The organism is Methanocaldococcus vulcanius M7 (assembly GCF_000024625.1).
Taxonomy (GTDB): domain Archaea; phylum AGJL01; class Methanococci; order Methanococcales; family Methanocaldococcaceae; genus Methanocaldococcus; species Methanocaldococcus vulcanius.
In genome coordinates this window covers 446,126-462,839 of the sequence record NC_013407.1, presented here as the reverse complement: position 1 = coordinate 462,839, position 16,714 = coordinate 446,126, and the positions used below count along the sequence as shown (strand labels likewise).

The 16,714-nt window shown below is 33.5% G+C and carries 25 protein-coding genes and 1 CRISPR repeat array; of the genes, 6 read left to right on the top strand and 19 right to left on the bottom strand.

The genetic code is table 11. The features are described from left to right. Positions 1–17 precede the first annotated feature (17 nt). From METVU_RS02405 to METVU_RS02330, 16 genes are all read right to left on the bottom strand, one after another. Positions 18–1,148 (bottom strand): hydrogenase large subunit, encoded by a 1,131-nt coding sequence (locus tag METVU_RS02405; protein ID WP_015732568.1) that lies wholly within the window; start codon positions 1,146–1,148, stop codon positions 18–20. Between the two features lie 70 nt (positions 1,149–1,218). Beyond that, a complete protein-coding gene (locus METVU_RS02400; RefSeq protein ID WP_015732567.1) occupies positions 1,219–1,677 on the bottom strand; it encodes an NADH-quinone oxidoreductase subunit B family protein in 459 nt (152 codons plus the stop codon). A 69-nt stretch (positions 1,678–1,746) separates the two neighbouring features. Next, the gene (locus METVU_RS02395) at positions 1,747–2,160 is read right to left on the bottom strand and encodes a DUF1959 domain-containing protein (protein ID WP_015732566.1); all 414 of its coding nucleotides are present in this window, start codon (positions 2,158–2,160) and stop codon (positions 1,747–1,749) included. Positions 2,161–2,209: 49 nt separating this feature from the next. Next, positions 2,210–2,500 carry a DUF2104 domain-containing protein gene (locus tag METVU_RS02390; protein WP_015732565.1) on the bottom strand — a complete coding sequence of 97 codons (291 nt, stop codon included), beginning with the start codon at positions 2,498–2,500 and terminating at the stop codon, positions 2,210–2,212. A 15-nt stretch (positions 2,501–2,515) separates the two neighbouring features. Further along, positions 2,516–2,776, bottom strand: coding sequence for a hypothetical protein (locus METVU_RS02385; protein WP_015732564.1), 261 nt, complete (start codon positions 2,774–2,776; stop codon positions 2,516–2,518). Positions 2,777–2,801: 25 nt separating this feature from the next. Further along, positions 2,802–3,680: a respiratory chain complex I subunit 1 family protein gene (locus METVU_RS02380; RefSeq protein WP_015732563.1), complete on the bottom strand. Its 879-nt coding sequence runs from the start codon at positions 3,678–3,680 to the stop codon at positions 2,802–2,804. Between the two features lie 125 nt (positions 3,681–3,805). Continuing rightward, complete coding sequence (locus METVU_RS02375; protein WP_015732562.1) at positions 3,806–4,006, bottom strand: hypothetical protein; 201 nt, start codon at positions 4,004–4,006, stop codon at positions 3,806–3,808. Between the two features lie 10 nt (positions 4,007–4,016). Further along, complete coding sequence (locus METVU_RS02370; RefSeq protein WP_015732561.1) at positions 4,017–4,673, bottom strand: membrane protein; 657 nt, start codon at positions 4,671–4,673, stop codon at positions 4,017–4,019. A 41-nt stretch (positions 4,674–4,714) separates the two neighbouring features. Next, positions 4,715–5,410, bottom strand: a complete 696-nt coding sequence (locus METVU_RS02365; RefSeq protein ID WP_015732560.1) for an EhaG family protein — start codon at positions 5,408–5,410, stop codon at positions 4,715–4,717. Between the two features lie 8 nt (positions 5,411–5,418). Then, a complete protein-coding gene (locus METVU_RS02360; protein ID WP_015732559.1) occupies positions 5,419–5,880 on the bottom strand; it encodes a DUF2106 family protein in 462 nt (153 codons plus the stop codon). A 90-nt stretch (positions 5,881–5,970) separates the two neighbouring features. Then, a complete protein-coding gene (locus METVU_RS02355) occupies positions 5,971–6,228 on the bottom strand; it encodes an EhaE family protein (protein ID WP_015732558.1) in 258 nt (85 codons plus the stop codon). Positions 6,229–6,242: 14 nt separating this feature from the next. Then, complete coding sequence (locus METVU_RS02350) at positions 6,243–6,521, bottom strand: DUF2108 domain-containing protein (protein WP_048196725.1); 279 nt, start codon at positions 6,519–6,521, stop codon at positions 6,243–6,245. 43 nt (positions 6,522–6,564) lie between these two features. Further along, on the bottom strand, positions 6,565–6,810 hold the full coding sequence (locus METVU_RS02345) for a DUF2109 family protein (protein WP_015732556.1): 246 nt from the start codon (positions 6,808–6,810) through the stop codon (positions 6,565–6,567). Then, complete coding sequence (locus tag METVU_RS02340; RefSeq protein WP_015732555.1) at positions 6,810–7,310, bottom strand: hypothetical protein; 501 nt, start codon at positions 7,308–7,310, stop codon at positions 6,810–6,812. Before METVU_RS02340 ends, METVU_RS02345 begins: the two co-directional genes overlap by 1 nt. Further along, positions 7,310–7,573 (bottom strand): energy-converting NiFe hydrogenase A subunit EhaA, encoded by a 264-nt coding sequence (ehaA, locus tag METVU_RS02335; protein ID WP_015732554.1) that lies wholly within the window; start codon positions 7,571–7,573, stop codon positions 7,310–7,312. The genes METVU_RS02340 and ehaA overlap by 1 nt, the downstream gene beginning before the upstream one ends. A 5-nt stretch (positions 7,574–7,578) precedes the next feature. Beyond that, positions 7,579–8,217 carry a helix-turn-helix domain-containing protein gene (locus METVU_RS02330; RefSeq protein WP_015732553.1) on the bottom strand — a complete coding sequence of 213 codons (639 nt, stop codon included), beginning with the start codon at positions 8,215–8,217 and terminating at the stop codon, positions 7,579–7,581. 170 nt (positions 8,218–8,387) lie between these two features. Between METVU_RS02330 and METVU_RS02325 the strand changes: the two genes are divergently transcribed. Together METVU_RS02325 and METVU_RS02320 are read left to right on the top strand one after the other, a co-directional pair. After that, a complete protein-coding gene (locus tag METVU_RS02325; RefSeq protein WP_048196724.1) occupies positions 8,388–8,978 on the top strand; it encodes a ZPR1 zinc finger domain-containing protein in 591 nt (196 codons plus the stop codon). A gap of 182 nt (positions 8,979–9,160) precedes the next feature. Next, positions 9,161–9,607 carry a universal stress protein gene (locus METVU_RS02320; RefSeq protein ID WP_211204360.1) on the top strand — a complete coding sequence of 149 codons (447 nt, stop codon included), beginning with the start codon at positions 9,161–9,163 and terminating at the stop codon, positions 9,605–9,607. 95 nt (positions 9,608–9,702) lie between these two features. Here METVU_RS02320 and METVU_RS02315 read toward each other — a convergent pair whose 3' ends face one another. The 3 genes from METVU_RS02315 to METVU_RS02305 form a co-directional block, all read right to left on the bottom strand. Beyond that, on the bottom strand, positions 9,703–10,878 hold the full coding sequence (locus METVU_RS02315) for an NAD(P)/FAD-dependent oxidoreductase (RefSeq protein WP_015732550.1): 1,176 nt from the start codon (positions 10,876–10,878) through the stop codon (positions 9,703–9,705). Beyond that, complete coding sequence (locus tag METVU_RS02310; protein WP_015732549.1) at positions 10,878–11,048, bottom strand: 4Fe-4S binding protein; 171 nt, start codon at positions 11,046–11,048, stop codon at positions 10,878–10,880. The genes METVU_RS02315 and METVU_RS02310 overlap by 1 nt, the downstream gene beginning before the upstream one ends. 508 nt (positions 11,049–11,556) lie before the next feature. Continuing rightward, a CRISPR array of direct repeats spans positions 11,557–12,771; the repeat unit is 30 nt; unit sequence ATTAAAATCAGCACGGGTCGTGATGGAAAC. 152 nt (positions 12,772–12,923) lie between these two features. Then, a complete protein-coding gene (locus METVU_RS02305; RefSeq protein ID WP_015732548.1) occupies positions 12,924–13,658 on the bottom strand; it encodes a Nif3-like dinuclear metal center hexameric protein in 735 nt (244 codons plus the stop codon). Between the two features lie 1,106 nt (positions 13,659–14,764). Here METVU_RS02305 and METVU_RS09035 point away from each other — a divergent pair. The 4 genes from METVU_RS09035 to METVU_RS02290 all read left to right on the top strand — a co-directional run bounded on the left by METVU_RS09035 (position 14,765) and on the right by METVU_RS02290 (position 16,685). Then, positions 14,765–14,923: a hypothetical protein gene (locus METVU_RS09035; protein WP_015732546.1), complete on the top strand. Its 159-nt coding sequence runs from the start codon at positions 14,765–14,767 to the stop codon at positions 14,921–14,923. A 66-nt stretch (positions 14,924–14,989) separates the two neighbouring features. Then, entirely contained in the window at positions 14,990–15,142 is a 153-nt protein-coding gene (locus tag METVU_RS09030) for a hypothetical protein (protein WP_015732545.1), read from the top strand. Positions 15,143–15,271: 129 nt separating this feature from the next. Then, positions 15,272–16,117 (top strand): radical SAM protein, encoded by an 846-nt coding sequence (locus METVU_RS02295; RefSeq protein WP_015732544.1) that lies wholly within the window; start codon positions 15,272–15,274, stop codon positions 16,115–16,117. Next, positions 16,089–16,685: a hypothetical protein gene (locus tag METVU_RS02290; RefSeq protein ID WP_015732543.1), complete on the top strand. Its 597-nt coding sequence runs from the start codon at positions 16,089–16,091 to the stop codon at positions 16,683–16,685. Before METVU_RS02295 ends, METVU_RS02290 begins: the two co-directional genes overlap by 29 nt. Positions 16,686–16,714: the final 29 nt, after the last annotated feature.

The following is a 16,714-nucleotide window of genomic DNA, read 5'->3' as shown; positions in this document are numbered from 1 at the left end:
TAAATTAGTAATCATCTTTATGGATGTTTTACTCCTACTGGAATCTCTTTTCCATCTTTAACTATGTATATACTCCTCTCAGTGCAAGATATGCAAGGATCTATACTTGTGTAAGTAGAAACAGCATCAGCAACTGTCGGACAAGTTTTTAACATGTATTTGTATGCTTCTAAGTTCATAACTGTTGGAGTCCTAATCATTATTCGCTTTATTATTCCTCCATCTGTAATTTCCATCTTGTAAGTAACCTCTCCTCTATGTGCCTCGTTTTTCCAAACTCCCTTTCCTCCTTTTATCTCTGCCTTTACCCTAATATCTCCAGAACATTCTTCATAATACTCTAACGCTTTTCTGATCAATCTCACACTTTCTAAGACCTCCTCATGCCTAACCATCATTCTCGCAAAGTTATCTCCCTCTGTTCTCCAAACAGGTTTAAAGTCGAGTTCTTGATAGGTTGCATGTCTCAGTCGCCAATCACTTTCTGGTAGTCCTGATGCTCTACAAACAGGCCCTACTGCCCTCGTCCTCATAACCTCGTGATAAGGCAAAATACCAATATCCTTACTTCTTAAAGCAATTAAAGGCCCTGTCTCGAAAACTTCAATGATATTTTTTATTTCCTCCTCAAATTCATCAAGTTTTTTGTATATTTCATCCATCATCTCTCTATTTATATCTCTTCGAACTCCTCCAATCACATTATAACTCATATTTATTCTGTTCCCTGAGATCATCTCCATTAAGTCCATAACTATCTCTCTAACATTTAAAAGCCACATTGCCAATGTTTCATGTTCGATAGACAAATTATAGACCGCAGAAGCAATTAAATGACTATGTATCCTCTCCAATTCGCAAGTTATAACTCTTAAATACCTTGCTTTATCTGGAATCTCTATCTTTGAAATATGCTCTATACATTCCGCAAAGGTCATTGTGTGTATGTATGAGCAAATTCCACAAACTCTTTCGGCTAAGTGAATTCCCTTATGACAGTGTTTTCCTTCCATGATTTTTTCTATTCCTCTATGAACATAACCCATCTCAATTTCTGCATCGACGGGTTTCTCTCCATCCAAGACAAGCTTTATTCTTAATGGTTCTTTTAAGACAGGATGAATTGGCCCAATTGGAACTGTGGACATGTTTTCACGCTTTTATTTTGTTTATTTTTCTTTCACTAATTATCGCAATATTATTAAATATTATTAAATATTAAACCTCATTTTTCTCCATTTTTTCTTTTATGAGTTTTTCTCTCATTGCTATTGCCTTGGGGGCAACTTTTAATATCGTTTCTATTATTTCGGAGGGTCTTGGAGGACATCCTGGAATCTTGGCATCAACGGGAATAACTTTATGGACTCCTCCAATTACGTGCCCTTCTTTAAATATTCCTCCACTCAGAGCACATGCTCCTACTGCAACCACAACTTTCGGTTCTGGGGTCTTTTCATAAATTTCTTTCAATCGCTCAGCCCATTGTAAAGTAACTGGCCCAGTTATTAGTAAAACATCCGCTTCTCTTGGATTGTTGTGGACATATATTCCATACTGCTCAATATCGTATCTTGGAGATAAACAGGAAACGATTTCAATATCGCATCCATTGCAACCTCCGGTATTGACAACACAAACGTGGATCGATCTTTTTCTAAATAGTTCTTTTATCATAGCTATTCCTCCAGCCAAATTTTAGGAAGCAGATTAATAGATAAACTTAATAGATAAATATACAACAGATTACTCCTCTTTTAGCAATTTAATAATCATCTGCCTTCCTTCTTCTAACGCCTCATTGTATGGCTTTTTATATAACAGATGGCTTTCAACAACTTTTTTTCTAATAAGATCCGCTTCTTCTTTTGTTATTAATCCAAAGAAATCACAGATCCAACATAATCCTAAATCAATATCCACCTTTCTTCCTAAACATCCCATCCTTGCCTGTTCTGCATAAGCGTGCAATTCATAGCAAGAGGCAAAATCCAGTTTTTTTGCAAATAACTCTATAACTTCTTCAACATCCATTTTTAACGCCTTAGCTATTGGGATAAATACATCATCCATCAAATATCTGTTATCTCTTAGAACATTCATTTTTTGTTTTAAGGCATTTTCTACGTATCTTTTGTCAATATCTACAATTTCAGACATTGTGTTCACCTCAACAACAACCCAAATACGTTATTAAGTATTTGGGTATTTAGTATGAGTTTAGTATAAGATAAGTTAGTAATGCAATAATCCCTCCAACTACAAACTCGATCCTTCCATATCCTGGCCTCATACCTAATGGAAACCCAATTAAGAAACATCCTACTGCATAAAGAGGCGTGTTTATCAGCAAACCTCCCACTACTGACAAAATTAATGCTATTTTATCTATTTTTTTCTCAGCATAAGGGGTTGTGTATCTTCTATAACTGTATTCTAATCCAACGAAGTTCCCTATTATAAATAGGACTATTGATAAATTAAGATTAAACAGATCCATAACCTCTCACCGTTTTTATGTGGGAATAACAATATACAGTTTATAAAGAGCATATGCAAAGAACACCAAGACAGCGAGCATGAATAAAACCTCTATTTTTTCAAGATTGTGAGCTATTCTTTTGTTTATAGATGAGACCTCTAATGCAAATATAAATAGAAATACTAATATGGCTGGAATTACACTCATTTGTATTGCATTTATTGAAATAGTATATGCAAGAGCTATTAAACAAGCAATTGCAAAGAAATAGATGTAATTTTTTGCTTTGCTCATACTATCCCTCAGTAAAATTTATAATCTACCCTCCCATTATTAAGCGATATAGCACATCACATAACACTAATCCTGCAATGGTCATTTGAAGCATTACTGAGTGATGAGGAGCTAAGAGAGGAGTTAGTCCATTAACAAACGCTAATATAACAGTTAGCCCGATCATCACAGCCAGTGTTATCAATGGATGAGACACAACCCAAGGCCCAATAAAGACCGCAATAAAGATCCAAAGTAGAGCGAAGTAGGCAATTGCCTCAGCAATGTATATTATAGAAGCCAGTAAACCATAATGTTCTGTCATGTATCCACTGACAATATCTTTTCCCTTGACAATCCCAAAGGGGCTATTTGGTGCCTTAGAGACAAGCAGTATAAAGAATGCAAAGGCACAAATTGGCATTTTGAAGAGTAAACTTCCATGTATTGATTGATAATTTAATATATCTGAAATTAGAACGGAATGTGTTGTTAGATATATTGCTGCAACTACTGCAAATAAAGGCACTTCCGCCGCAGCTGAGAAGACACTCCTAACTCCTCCAATCTTTCCATATGGAGATCCAGAGGATAGCCCACATCCGTGTTCCACTATTTTCTGCAATACATAAATTCCAATAATTATTAATAATGAGGATTTAAGGTCTATCGCAATAATTAAGGCCGTTAACCAAACAGAAACATCTAACAATGCTACAAATATGTAGAGAGGGTTTCCAGCAGTTATGGGAAAGGTTATCTCCTTTACATAGAATTTAATTGTGTGAAGTAGATATTGTATTATAGGAGGACCTGGCCTTCCTTGAATTCTTGCAATAATCTTTCTGTGAAGTCCAAGCAACAGAGATCCAACCAAAAATGCATGAATTGTTAGATTTACTACGTTTATTATGGATGAATCCATGATCCTCACCTTAACTTACGTCTTTTTCGTTTATTTTTCACTATTTTTTATCTATTCTCTTTTTTACGTTTTTTAGATAGCTTATCTTTCTTGATTTGTCTTAAACAGCTATCTTTAATTATCTTTTAGAATCCTCTAAACGGTAATCTACCTGCGTTTTTTCTTCGAGTTTTTGGAATTAAGTATGATCCAATTCCATAAAGTAAGCAGGGAACAGCAATTACATAGAGTAGGTAGCATATCATTCCTTTAAACATCACAATTCCAAATGTGCATAGCAATCCAATTATCAACAAATAAAGTCCACATTTTCTTTCTTCATCCATTTTTTCACCTTTAAATCGTTAAAAGTATCTCAACAGTTCTCACTATCAACAGAAGTGATGAAAGATGAATCATAAGGATGTATGGAGAGCCGGGAGCCCTAAACATCTCTGCCTTGGAGGCATAGAAAGGGGCAATACCTGTCTCTCCTGCCATTCCCGCAGCAAATATGATCTTTTCAAATAACAGTGAAGTAGGGATTTTTGGAAGCTCAAACAGTGAAAGAGTTCCAGTTTTTGCTAATATCATTCCTGCAGAACCAAATAAAGGAAGAGTTGCAATCATTGCAATAAGACCATACTGATAGCTTGCATTTAACACCCAGTCCTTTTTTACAGCCGAAACAATTCCAATATTCGCAATTCCTACAAGAGTTAAAAATAAAGCATAATCAAACAAATCATAAGTTAACATAGCCCCCGCAGTAGCTATCCCACATACAATCGCCATCATTCTTCTGATTTTAAGCTCTTCTAAGCTTACCACTTCTAATTTATCTTCAACTCTAAATTTTTGTGCCTCTAACTGTTTTTCTGGTTTGGTTAAATACACTACAATCGTAAAAATTAACGCAACAACAAATCCGATAATAGAAAATTCCGAAAATCCAAATACAATGTCCCCAAATGGAACAATTCCAAAGAGTTGTCCTATTATTGAGCTGATCATTGTAATTCACCCATTGATAACTTATTTTATGTTTAGAAAGATCACTTAACCTCACCAATATATCCAACAAGTCCAAGTTTGGATCCAACTTTAATAACCAGCCCCAAACCTGACATCAAAAGACAGACAAGCCAGTATTTCGGAAAGAGGAAAAATCCAAGAAATCCAAAGATCCAAAAAGCCCAAGCTACCCCAGATAATCCAGCCATCCCTTCCCATAAGGTTTTTACTTCATCAGAGATATTTAAGCCCAAAACCCTCTGAGATAATGCATAGAACAATAATCCTGTGGCAATGACTGCCCCTCCTGTAAATCCACTTAGTATCGCTCCATATACAATTAAAATAATTGCGAAAAATTTTGGAGAGGTTTTTAACACCTCCATCTCGATATCATACTTCAACTCTCCAGTATGTAAGGGTAGTTTAAATTCTTCAAAAAGTTTAAATTTCTTAGAGTCATGGTTTTTTGTCTGAATATGCTTTCTTGTTATTAAAACCTCTGAAACGGCTAAAAGTTCAGCCAAGCTAACAACCAATCCCGGCAGAATCAACGCCTCAGCTAAATCAGTGCCCACTCCTGCAATTATAACAAGCATTGCACATTCCACAACATCTGCAAGTATTAAAGCGTGTAAATCATCCTTCTGAAACCCAATAGCAAGTAAAGATAGTATTCCAACTGAAAATCCGATTATCATTGTGGGATGGTAAATAGAGTAGATAATATTTTCCATTTTATCACCTAATCCTTATTAAAGAACATCCAGCTGAATATTATAAAGGATATGAGCAGGATAGAACTTTCCAACACTGTATCCATCCCCCTCGTGTAGTAGAGTATCTCATCAAGTATTCCTCCAGGTGTAGAAACGATAGTTGTTCCAAAGTAATAGGTTTTATCTTTAATCCAATTAGCCACAGGGGTTAAATAAGCAGTTATCATTCCAAGATCTGGCTCATATTGTGGATACTGGGATTTTAATTTTGCAGGAACTTTTAACGGGACTCCTCCTCTATCATAAGGGGCTAAGGGTGTCTTTAATGTCTGAGAGTGAGGAACCGGTTTTGGATAGAGTTGATCTGGGTTTAGATAGTGAGGCATCAACAATCCAAACACAAAGATCAGAGCTATAAATATGGAGAATATCCTCGGAACGACCTCAGGTTTGGAAAGATAGTTCCAGATTTTTCCCAACTTCTTCATTTTTCCACCAAAAATTTTATTATCGCTTAATTACCTAAATCCAGCTTATCTAATCTTTATTATTTCATATTTCTTTAATATTATCAAGTTTCACTCGCTTTCATATTTCTCCTTTAAAATTAGGGCTCTAATCAATATCAAAGATAATATCGCATTAACCGCTATAAACGTCATCAATGCTAAATCCTCATCATACGTAAGGAATATCAACGCCACACCTATACTCGGAACCTCCACATTCAGAAATCGTATTAATGGATCTTCAACTTTTGGTCCAAGAATTGCACCAAGAGTGCCAATTATCAATAGTGCATAACCCAAGTAGAGGATGTATTGAACTAAATCCATAAAACTCCCTCCAACTACTTTGATAAAACTGGAAGATCCCTTCCAAACTTTTTCTTCTTCTTAATCGTGGTTAAATATTTCATATATCCCAAAAGCAAAATTATCGTGCATATCGGCTCACAGATAGAGGAAATTATTGCAATATCAAGATAGTAAGATGAGACAATTAAACCGATCATCCCAATTTCAAGCAAAGCCAGCATTATTATTTTGTTTATAGGATTGGTGTGAAGAACAACCCCTAATCCTCCAAGTATACAACAAATACCAGAGATAAGTGGAAGAACTTCCAAATTTTTCACCCATTTTTAATTTTTATTTTTAATTTTAAATTTTTTATTCAATGTGTTTTGTTTGTTCTATTGTGTAAGCGATCGCGTTAGATGATAGAGTGGAAGTTATAAAGTATACAATCGCTGTAATTCCACCCATTGGACTCTTTACATACAAAGCAATCAGAGCAGAAATACAAAAACTTAAACAGCACAAATATAATAGCTTCCTTGCCCTACTTCTCTCTAAAAATATCCTTAAAGTCATTAAAAGGGCTACTGCTCCAATAACTATTTCTAATATATCCATTATTCCCCTCTATTCATTTTTTTAGCTATTTTTCCAAGTAATAAAGATGCATGCTTATGATCTAAACCCTGAATAGTGAATATAGCCAAAACCATTCCTGCAACAAAATATTTTGGCTCAATTATTGGCTTTAAAAGGAATATAATTGCAGTTATTGCTAAAGCTCCAATGGTTCCCGCATACCCCGGATCTGCACAGAGTCGATTTCCGATCCAAACAAGAAGGGCCGTTATTAACCCTCCTTCGACACCCATAAGGTAGTTCATTATTGAAGCAAGCAAAGTTCCAGCAGATGCATCAGGGGAACAAACAATATTTCCCATAAAATACCCACCGTGGATGTTTCCACCAATATCTCTAACTTTTTCACCTATTGTTTTAGCTCCTAAAACGCCGGGTTGTTCAGGAAGTCCAAAGTATGTGTCAATAATAACAAAATTAACCCAACATATTGCCCCGGCGACAAGCATTTTTAGTATACTCACAACTATCTCATCCATTATGGCTCACCAAAGATCTTATCAGAGTACTTAGAGAACAAAGCTCCAAACAATCCAGCAAAAAATGCCAACGTAATATAATCCCCAAACAAATTTCGAAATATTGCCTCAATTCCCAACGCTAAAATTGGTGTTGGAAACAATATGGATGTCTCAAAACTGAATCTAATTGGCCTACTTTTTTGAATTAATGGCATTTTTAGCAGTGCAGCTACAACTATTGAAGTTATCAGTGATATAGCATAGAGAACCAGTATTTGCATTATGATCACCAACAGTGTATTATCACACAGTCCTTATTTGTTGAATAAATAGGAGGAACCTCATCCTTTGGGAAGACCTGGACAATAACTTTTTTTCCTGTTTTTTTCATAAATTTTTTTTCTAATCTCCTTATATCTGAGCAATCTAAAAATATTTCCACACACTTATTGTCCCTATGCCTTCCTATAACCTTTATCCTTCCCCTTGACATCTCGATCTTCTCAATATCTATAACTTCCAATCTTGTTCTCATTTCGTTTAAGAGATTTTCTTTGCTAATTATTAACACCGGATACGCCTCTATATATCTCAAATACTTTTTATCACCCTTTTCTATTATTTCAGAAACTAACTCTGCAAATGTATCTTCAAATTTTAGCATGGAAAGTGCATCTAAAAGTTCAATAATTGGATTTTCAACATTATTTGATGAGAAACACTTTAATAATCCAAGCGTTAATGCTGTTGCGATAAGTTTGGTTGCAGGTCTCTTTCCCTTCTCCAGCATACTAAGATGGGACTGACTTATCCCGCTTTCTTTTGCTAATTTTGACTGAGTTATTTTTAATTTTTCCCTAAATGCTTGAATATATTGTGGATTTAAGAGAATTGCTCGTTCGATGATTTCTAATTTCTTATACATGTTCCCACTTTAACTTTATAGGAAATTAATTTCCGCTATTGTTCATAATCAATCATTACATTATCGCTATGGAATAACATTATCCTCTGGCAAATATATAAAATTAACTACAAAACCCAAGACGAAAATTTTATATATTAGATTGATTAAAAGTTCCCATGGGTGATACAATGGAAAACGTGCAAAGATTAGATTGTCCTGTTTGTGGAGGAAAAGGAACATTTGTTATAACCTCTCATCAAATAGACATCCCATACTTTGGTCCGGTGTTAGAAACAACTATGATATGCGAAAAATGTAATTTTAGAAGAAGTGATGTGTTTCCATTAGAGGTTAGGGAACCAAAAAAATATAAACTAAAAATTAAAAGTGAAAAAGACCTAAATAAAAGAGTAGTAAGAAGCTCCTCCGCTTATATCGAAATACCAGAACTTGGAGTTGAGATAACTCCTGGGCCACTGGCAGAAGGATTCGTTAGCAACGTAGAGGGGGTATTAAATAGAGTGGATAATATCCTCCAGACACTTATAAGATGGGCTGAAACAGAAGAACAGAAGAAAAAAGCAGAAGAACTTAGAGAGAAAATAAAAAATATAAAAGAAGGAAAAGAATCTGCAACTTTAATTCTTATAGATCCTCTTGGGCATAGTGCAATAATTGGAGAGGGTGTAGAGGAGGAAGAGTTGAGTGAAGAAGAAGTGGAAAAGTTAAAGGGAGGGATTGTAATAATCGATAATAACAAAAAAGACGTGGATAAATAAAAAAGTAAATAATAAAAATAAAATAAAAAATAAAAAATGGCTCAGATCGGGTAAGTATCATCACAATATCAGCTAACCCTCTTTTCATCATCGCCACTTTTAATTTTACGGTTAAGGTTTATATAGATGTTGAGATCCAACTATTTATGTTTCCAGATCTTAATCGATCCAAAAAAGGTGAAATCTTGTATAAAAAAATAGTCGTCCCAACGGATGGCTCAGACGTTTCACTCGAAGCTGCAAAGCATGCTATTGCAATTGCCAAAGAATTTGATTCTGAGTTATATGCCATATATGTAGTAGATGTCTCTCCATTTGTGGGACTTCCTGCAGAGGGAAGTTGGGAATTAATAAGTGAACTTTTAAAAGAAGAAGGTAAAGAAGCCCTAAAAAAAGTAAAAAAACTTGCAGAAGAAGAAGGGTTAACAATACACACAGAAATGTTAGAAGGCGTTCCTGCAACAGAAATTGTAGAATTCGCAGAAAAGAAAAAAGCAGATTTGATCGTTATGGGAACTACTGGAAAAACAGGTCTCGAAAGAATACTCCTTGGAAGTGTTGCAGAAAGAGTTATTAAAAATGCACACTGTCCAGTTTTAGTAGTTAAAAAACCCAAAAAAGAAGAATAACTTATAAAATCATAATATTAAATATCTCTTTTTCATAAAATACAATGCCAAAAATATATTTACTATTTCAATTAAAAATTTGAATTTTAGAAAATTTAAATAAGATCCTTGAAATACTTTAAAAGAGATGGCTTTTTTGTTATTATCCTCTTTACGAACTTTTTTAAATCAATACCATCTAAATTATCCCCTAACGCTTCCGCAAGAGCATCTAATTCATCATCAGAAAGTTTTTCCAAGATTTTCCTATACTTTAAATGATTAAGCAAATACTCATAATGCTTCTCTTTCCATAACCTCTCATATTCTTTTAAAACATCCTCACTCCAATTATTTGACTTTATAGATTTACTTGCCACTTCTCCAGCCATCAATCCGCAATCCATCGCTAAATAAATACCACCACCAGTTAAAGGGCTTATCTGTCCTGCAGCATCTCCAACAACCAAAATCCCATCAGCATAGGTTTTTTCTATTGGCCCAGAAACAGGGGCTCCACCAACTTTAAATTCCACAGGAGTAGCGTTTTTTAGTTTATCACTTGCTAAACTATTCTCTATAAATTCCTCCAAGTAATCAATTGCCTTCTTTTTTTTATCCCTAACACCTAATCCAACATTTGCTGTTTCTCCCTTAGGGAATATCCAAGCATAACCCCCTTTCGCTACATCATTTCCAAAGTAAAACTCCATCATATTTTTATCAAACAACTCAACATTTGTCATCTCATACTCAGCACAAGAACATATATCCAATGGTTTCTTTTTTGCTTTTAATCCGGCATATTCTGCCACATTACTTTCAACACCATCGGCAGCGATCACAATCTTTGTTTTAATAACATACTCCTCTCCTAAAAACTCAACTATAACATTCCAATAATCTCCATCTCTCTCCAAACCTACAACAGTTGACTTCACAGCAATCTTTGCTCCTGCCCTACCAGCTCTAACTGCCAAATACTTATCAAAGATCTTTCTTTCAACAACAAACCCCTGTGCTTTACCCTGTGTAACAACAACCTTCTTTCCAGACGGAGAAAAAAGAATCCCTCCTTTAATAATGTTTCTAACAAACTCAGGACTTGGTTTTATTCCAAATTCCTCAATTGATGGAATTGCCTCGGCACATCTTACTGGTTCTCCAATTTCCTGAGATTTTTCAATTAAAAGAGTTTTTACTCCATTTTTTGCAGTAGCATAACTCGCCATACTTCCTCCAGGCCCTGCTCCAACAACCACAACATCATAACTATCCTTTAACTCTCTCATTATTCTCCCTCTAACGCGTTTAATGGACATACTATTATACAAAGATTACAATTACTACACTTCTTCTCATCTATCACAACTATATGCTCTATTAAGTTTATTGCCAAATTTTCACATACACCAACACAAGCTCCACAATAACCACATCTCTTATAGTTGACTTTTACCATAATTTTTCCCTCAATAATGCTTAATATTCTGAAATATAGTGGCAGTTCATATATATTGTTATCGTCAACAGACAATTTAGCATTTTACAAATATTTAATATTGACGTCTATTTTTATATTATATATTTAATAATGCATGATATTTATCTTGTTGTTTGTTTTTATTTTTTTGATTTTTAGGTTTTTAATTTAGATTTTTGTTTTTTATTTGTTTTTTAGTTGGTTTCTGAGGGTTGGTTTGTTTTATTATTTTATATATTTGGATGTATTTAATTATGGAGATTTTTTAGAGTTTTTAATTATTTGTAGTTGTTTTTAGAAATCCACGGTTAATTAAGTGTGTTTTTTGTTTTTGTTAATTATTTATTGTTGTTTTTTAAATAAAAGTTTGAATTGTTTTGTTAAAAGGTTTATAAAGAAGAGGGGTTATCTATGGGTAGAAATCTTATAGTGTAGAAAAATATAAATACCAGTAAAAATATTATAATGAAATAAGAAAGATTGCCCTATTAAAATCAGCACGGGTCGTGATGGAAACGTTGGCTTGTTGCTTCAAAGTGTTAGGGTTTGCTGGATTAATTAAAATCAGCACGGGTCGTGATGGAAACATTATTAACTGCATCAATTAACTGTTCAAGTTGTTGTTATTAAAATCAGCACGGGTCGTGATGGAAACTAGTAATAAAGGATACATATATAACGGATGAACAAATTAAAATCAGCACGGGTCGTGATGGAAACTATTTCATCCATTACCATATCTGCATAGAGGGGGTCAGTAATTAAAATCAGCACGGGTCGTGATGGAAACTAATAACACAGTAGGAGGGATATTATGCGAAATATTAATAAATATTAAAATCAGCACGGGTCGTGATGGAAACGTTGGCTTGTTGCTTCAAAGTGTTAGGGTTTGCTGGATTAATTAAAATCAGCACGGGTCGTGATGGAAACATTATTAACTGCATCAATTAACTGTTCAAGTTGTTGTTATTAAAATCAGCACGGGTCGTGATGGAAACTAGTAATAAAGGATACATATATAACGGATGAACAAATTAAAATCAGCACGGGTCGTGATGGAAACTATTTCATCCATTACCATATCTGCATAGAGGGGGTCAGTAATTAAAATCAGCACGGGTCGTGATGGAAACTAATAACACAGTAGGAGGGATATTATGCGAAATATTAATAAATATTAAAATCAGCACGGGTCGTGATGGAAACGTTGGCTTGTTGCTTCAAAGTGTTAGGGTTTGCTGGATTAATTAAAATCAGCACGGGTCGTGATGGAAACATCGTTATGTATCCATCTTGTTTTTTTGTGAAAATATTAAAATCAGCACGGGTCGTGATGGAAACACTGAAAATATGGACAGAGAGAGTTAAACAAAATGATTAAATTAAAATCAGCACGGGTCGTGATGGAAACTTATCAAAATGAGCATATAAAGAAGTTCCTAAAAGAGATTAAAATCAGCACGGGTCGTGATGGAAACAAAGATCTCGATATAGATGATCTCGTAAAATACAATTATACAAAAAAGACAATAATTAAAATCAGCACGGGTCGTGATGGAAACAAGATTAGAAACGCATCTTTATGGTTAGATGACGTTTATTAAAATCAGCACGGGTCGTGATGGAAACTAGTTTATATCCATTATCCCTTAATAAACTTTTTATTTCTATTAAAATCAGCACGGGTCGTGATAAAAAGATATTAAAATCAATTTTTAGAATTAAAATCAGCCCTCTAAGGGATAAAAACAGCAATCTGATTTTCTATTGAATTTATACTCCTATATTAAAAAGAGGCAGAAGTTCTAAAAGAATTGTATATATATTATTTTATTTTTCCAAAATCAAATATTAGAAATCTAAACTTATAACTTCAACACCCAATTTATCGATTAACATATCTTTAATTTTTTTAAGGCCGTAAACTTCCGTTGAGTAATGAGTAGCATCTATAACCACTAAACCAAGTTCCTCAGCCAATATTTTGGAATGATGAGTGAGATCTCCAGAGAGATAAACATCTGCTTTTTCTGAAACATACTTCACTGCGGATTGAGATAATCCATAGCCGGAAAGCACAGCCAACTTGAAATTTTCATCAACATCCCTACTCTTAACTACTACAGGATTTTTATGCAGAAAGGTTTTTGTTATTTTCAAAAAATCCTCAAAACTACCTTCAAAGAGTCCAACTCTTCCAAGACCGTTATCATATAAATATTCAACATCTTTCAACCCATATAAAGAAGATAACGCATCATTTAATCCATTTTTACATACATCTAAGTTAGTGTGTGCAGAATAAAGTATAATATCATCTTCCATTAAAATTTTAAGTTTTTTGTAAATTACACCAGTAAAATTCCTTATTGGGTCTTTTAACAAAGGATGATGCGTAAATAGAACATCCACTTCAAAATCTTTCGCTTTTTTAATTACATGTAGAGAAGGATCGAGAGCTATTCCAATCCTATTTAATTCCTTTTCTAAATTATCTCCAACTTGAAGACCTACATTATCCCCCTCAATAGCCAATTCCTTCGGAGCAAATTCTTCAATAAACCTTATAAAATCGCATACATACATTAAACATCCCTCCAAATGTTCTAATGAGTGTAATAATATAGCATATACAAAAAACTTAGAAATTAACTATTAAATAAATTTTTGTTCCCAGACCTTCGATCTAAAATCAGAAATATAAGAAAAAGTATAGATAGTGAAATAATAGACGATAAAAAAGTGGAAACCATTTCTGAAACATTAAAAAATAACAAGACCCTAAATATAATTCCATACAGAACTAATAACAAAAATAAGAGAAACATCATACTTAAAAAATTTATTACGTCAGATTTAGGATATTTTTTATAAATCCAAAGATAAATAAAGTAAAATAATACCACAATGCCCCATAATATATCCAATATTACTCCCTTTATATTTAATAAGATAACAATATATAAAACCGCTATTAATATTATCAAGTTTTTAATATCAGATCTTATCTCTTTAAATGTTTCATTTACTCCTTTACCTTCCACAACAACACAATATACCACATAACTACAAACGATCAATCCAGAAATAAAAAATAATACAATAAATACCCCATACTCCATATCTACTCAACCTATAATCATCGTCCTCATTATTCTCAATAGTTATTGTATTTTTGTTATTTCTTATTATTTAACTATTGCTTAATTCAAGTTAACTACTATATTTTTGTATGTTTTAAATATTTATTTTAGTAGAATTTTAGTTTAAAAATTTTTCGTATACTTTTATTATTTTAAATATAAAGATGTGATCTACATAACCACATTATTAACCAATTAGGTTCATAACATTAAGACGAATAAAACTTAAATAAATCACAATTTAATTGGACAGTAAGCAATTATTTCAAGTTAAATTATCAATTATTTACTACTTTTTAAATATCTCTCGAATTTATTTAGAGATGATTTTCCATCAATCAACAATTTTATCATAAAACAACAAATGTTTTAAACTTTACCTAATTAATCATACTAATACACTAAAATATCATAAATATAATTATTATTTTTAAAAATCGTATTCAAAAAGTAATACTAACCCAAAAAAACTACAAAAATGTTAACAAAAACTTTTATATATCATAAAGTCAACTTTACAAATTGTAAAACTTTGTGGAGGTGAAAACTATGTGCACCCCAATATCAGTTACTGCAATGGGAGCATTACCAAGTGTCGGAATGATGCTTCCATACATCTTAGGAGCAGCTGCATTAATGTTGGTCTCAGCATGGAGCTTTGTTAGCTCAAAAGTCGAAAACATCTCAAAAGTCCCAATGTCTGAATAAATCTACAATTTTTTCTTTCTGGGACGATAAAAATCCAAAATTACAATTTTTTGGAGGTGATAATCGATGTGTGCACCAGTTTCAGCAACTACAAGCGTTGGAGCCACAATGATCTCCCAGGCCTTAATGATCGCTGAGATCATAGGGTTTGCAGGAATAATCGGAGTTGTCTTATTCGCATTCAAAGACACTTTAAGTGCAGTATTAAACAGATCCTAAATTAGGATCTGTTATTATCTTCATTTTTTATTAACAGGTGTTTAATAATTGAAATGGAAATAAAATTAATATGTAAGATTGTTTGGAAAATAGTAATATCGAAAATAGAGCGACATAACGGTGGATGACGTGCTTTCGATTTTAACATCAATGATAAAACCAAAGATCCTGCAAGTTGAAACAACCAATGATTGTAATAGCAACTGCAAGATATGTATGAGGACACACTGGAAAAGGGGAGTTGGATATATGAGTTATGAGGACTTTACCAAACTCCCAATAAGCGAATTCGACGAAGTTGCTTTACACGGATGGGGAGAGTGTTTTTTACATCCAGACCTGTTTAAAATGGTAAAATACATAAAACAGCAAAACGTCAAAGCGAGTTTATGCACTAACGGAAAACTACTTGGAGAGAGATTAGACGAGGTCTTGGAAAGTGGATTAGATGAAATCGCATTTGGAATATTTACATTAGATGGAAAGGAAGAGATTTTAAAAAATATTGAGGCCCTACTTGAAGAGAGGAAAAAGAGAGGAGTTCCGATAACCACATTTTTTGATATAACCGTATTCAAAGAAAATTTAGAAGAAATAAAGGATATTGTAGAAAAAGCTATTGAATTAGGCGTCGATGGAATCGTCTTCCACAGGTTATTCGACATTTACAATGTTGATAATGATGTAAAATATGGGTTAACCCCAAAAGAAGAAAAAACCTTCTTCAACCAAATAAAAGAAAAATATGGAAAACAAATTCCATTGTATTTCCCATTAAAACATACAACACCCTGTAGGGTTTTATTAAAATGTATGTTCGTTAGATACGATGGATTACAATCTCCATGTGTCTATTTAAGTGATGACACACTTGGAGATGCAAGAAACTCAACATACAAAGAGATGTTAAAAAGACACATACTCTTCATAAAAGGGGTGAAAAACAATGTCATCTGCAAACAATGTATATGGTAAGCTTTATACTGACTTAACAAAATTCGCAATAGTTTATTTCTTAGCATTAATAGGGTATTTCAGCAGTTTATTCTCAATTGAAAGTTTATGGTACAATCTGTTCCATATAAGAGCCCCATTCTTGGGGATGGTTCTATTCGGAGGGTTCTATTACATACTTTGGATCGTTATAGCAAAAGAGGTCTGTGGAAAATACTACGGTGTTTTAACTGCAACACTAATCGCTTGCTTTGCTTTAATTGCAAGTCCTTGGTTTGGTGTCTCAAATCCACCATGGTTCGGTATCGTTGGGTTAACATCCTTTATCATAATGGGTTATCTAACTGAAAGATACAATGGAGCAGTTGGATTGCCCGTTGCAGTTATAATAAACTGGGCAGTATTCTGGGCATTTAACCCAGATGTATTCGCTGCAAGATACAGCGTTTCAGCGTTAGTTATAACATTCATCCTATCGATAGTTTCGGGATTTATTGGGGACTATATCGGAAGAATCGTTGGAAGATATTTAAAGAACATGATAAACTTAGAAAAAACAGTTCCTGTTGCTACCGAGCAGAAACAGTAAATATAAGTATTCCTATATTTAATTAACTT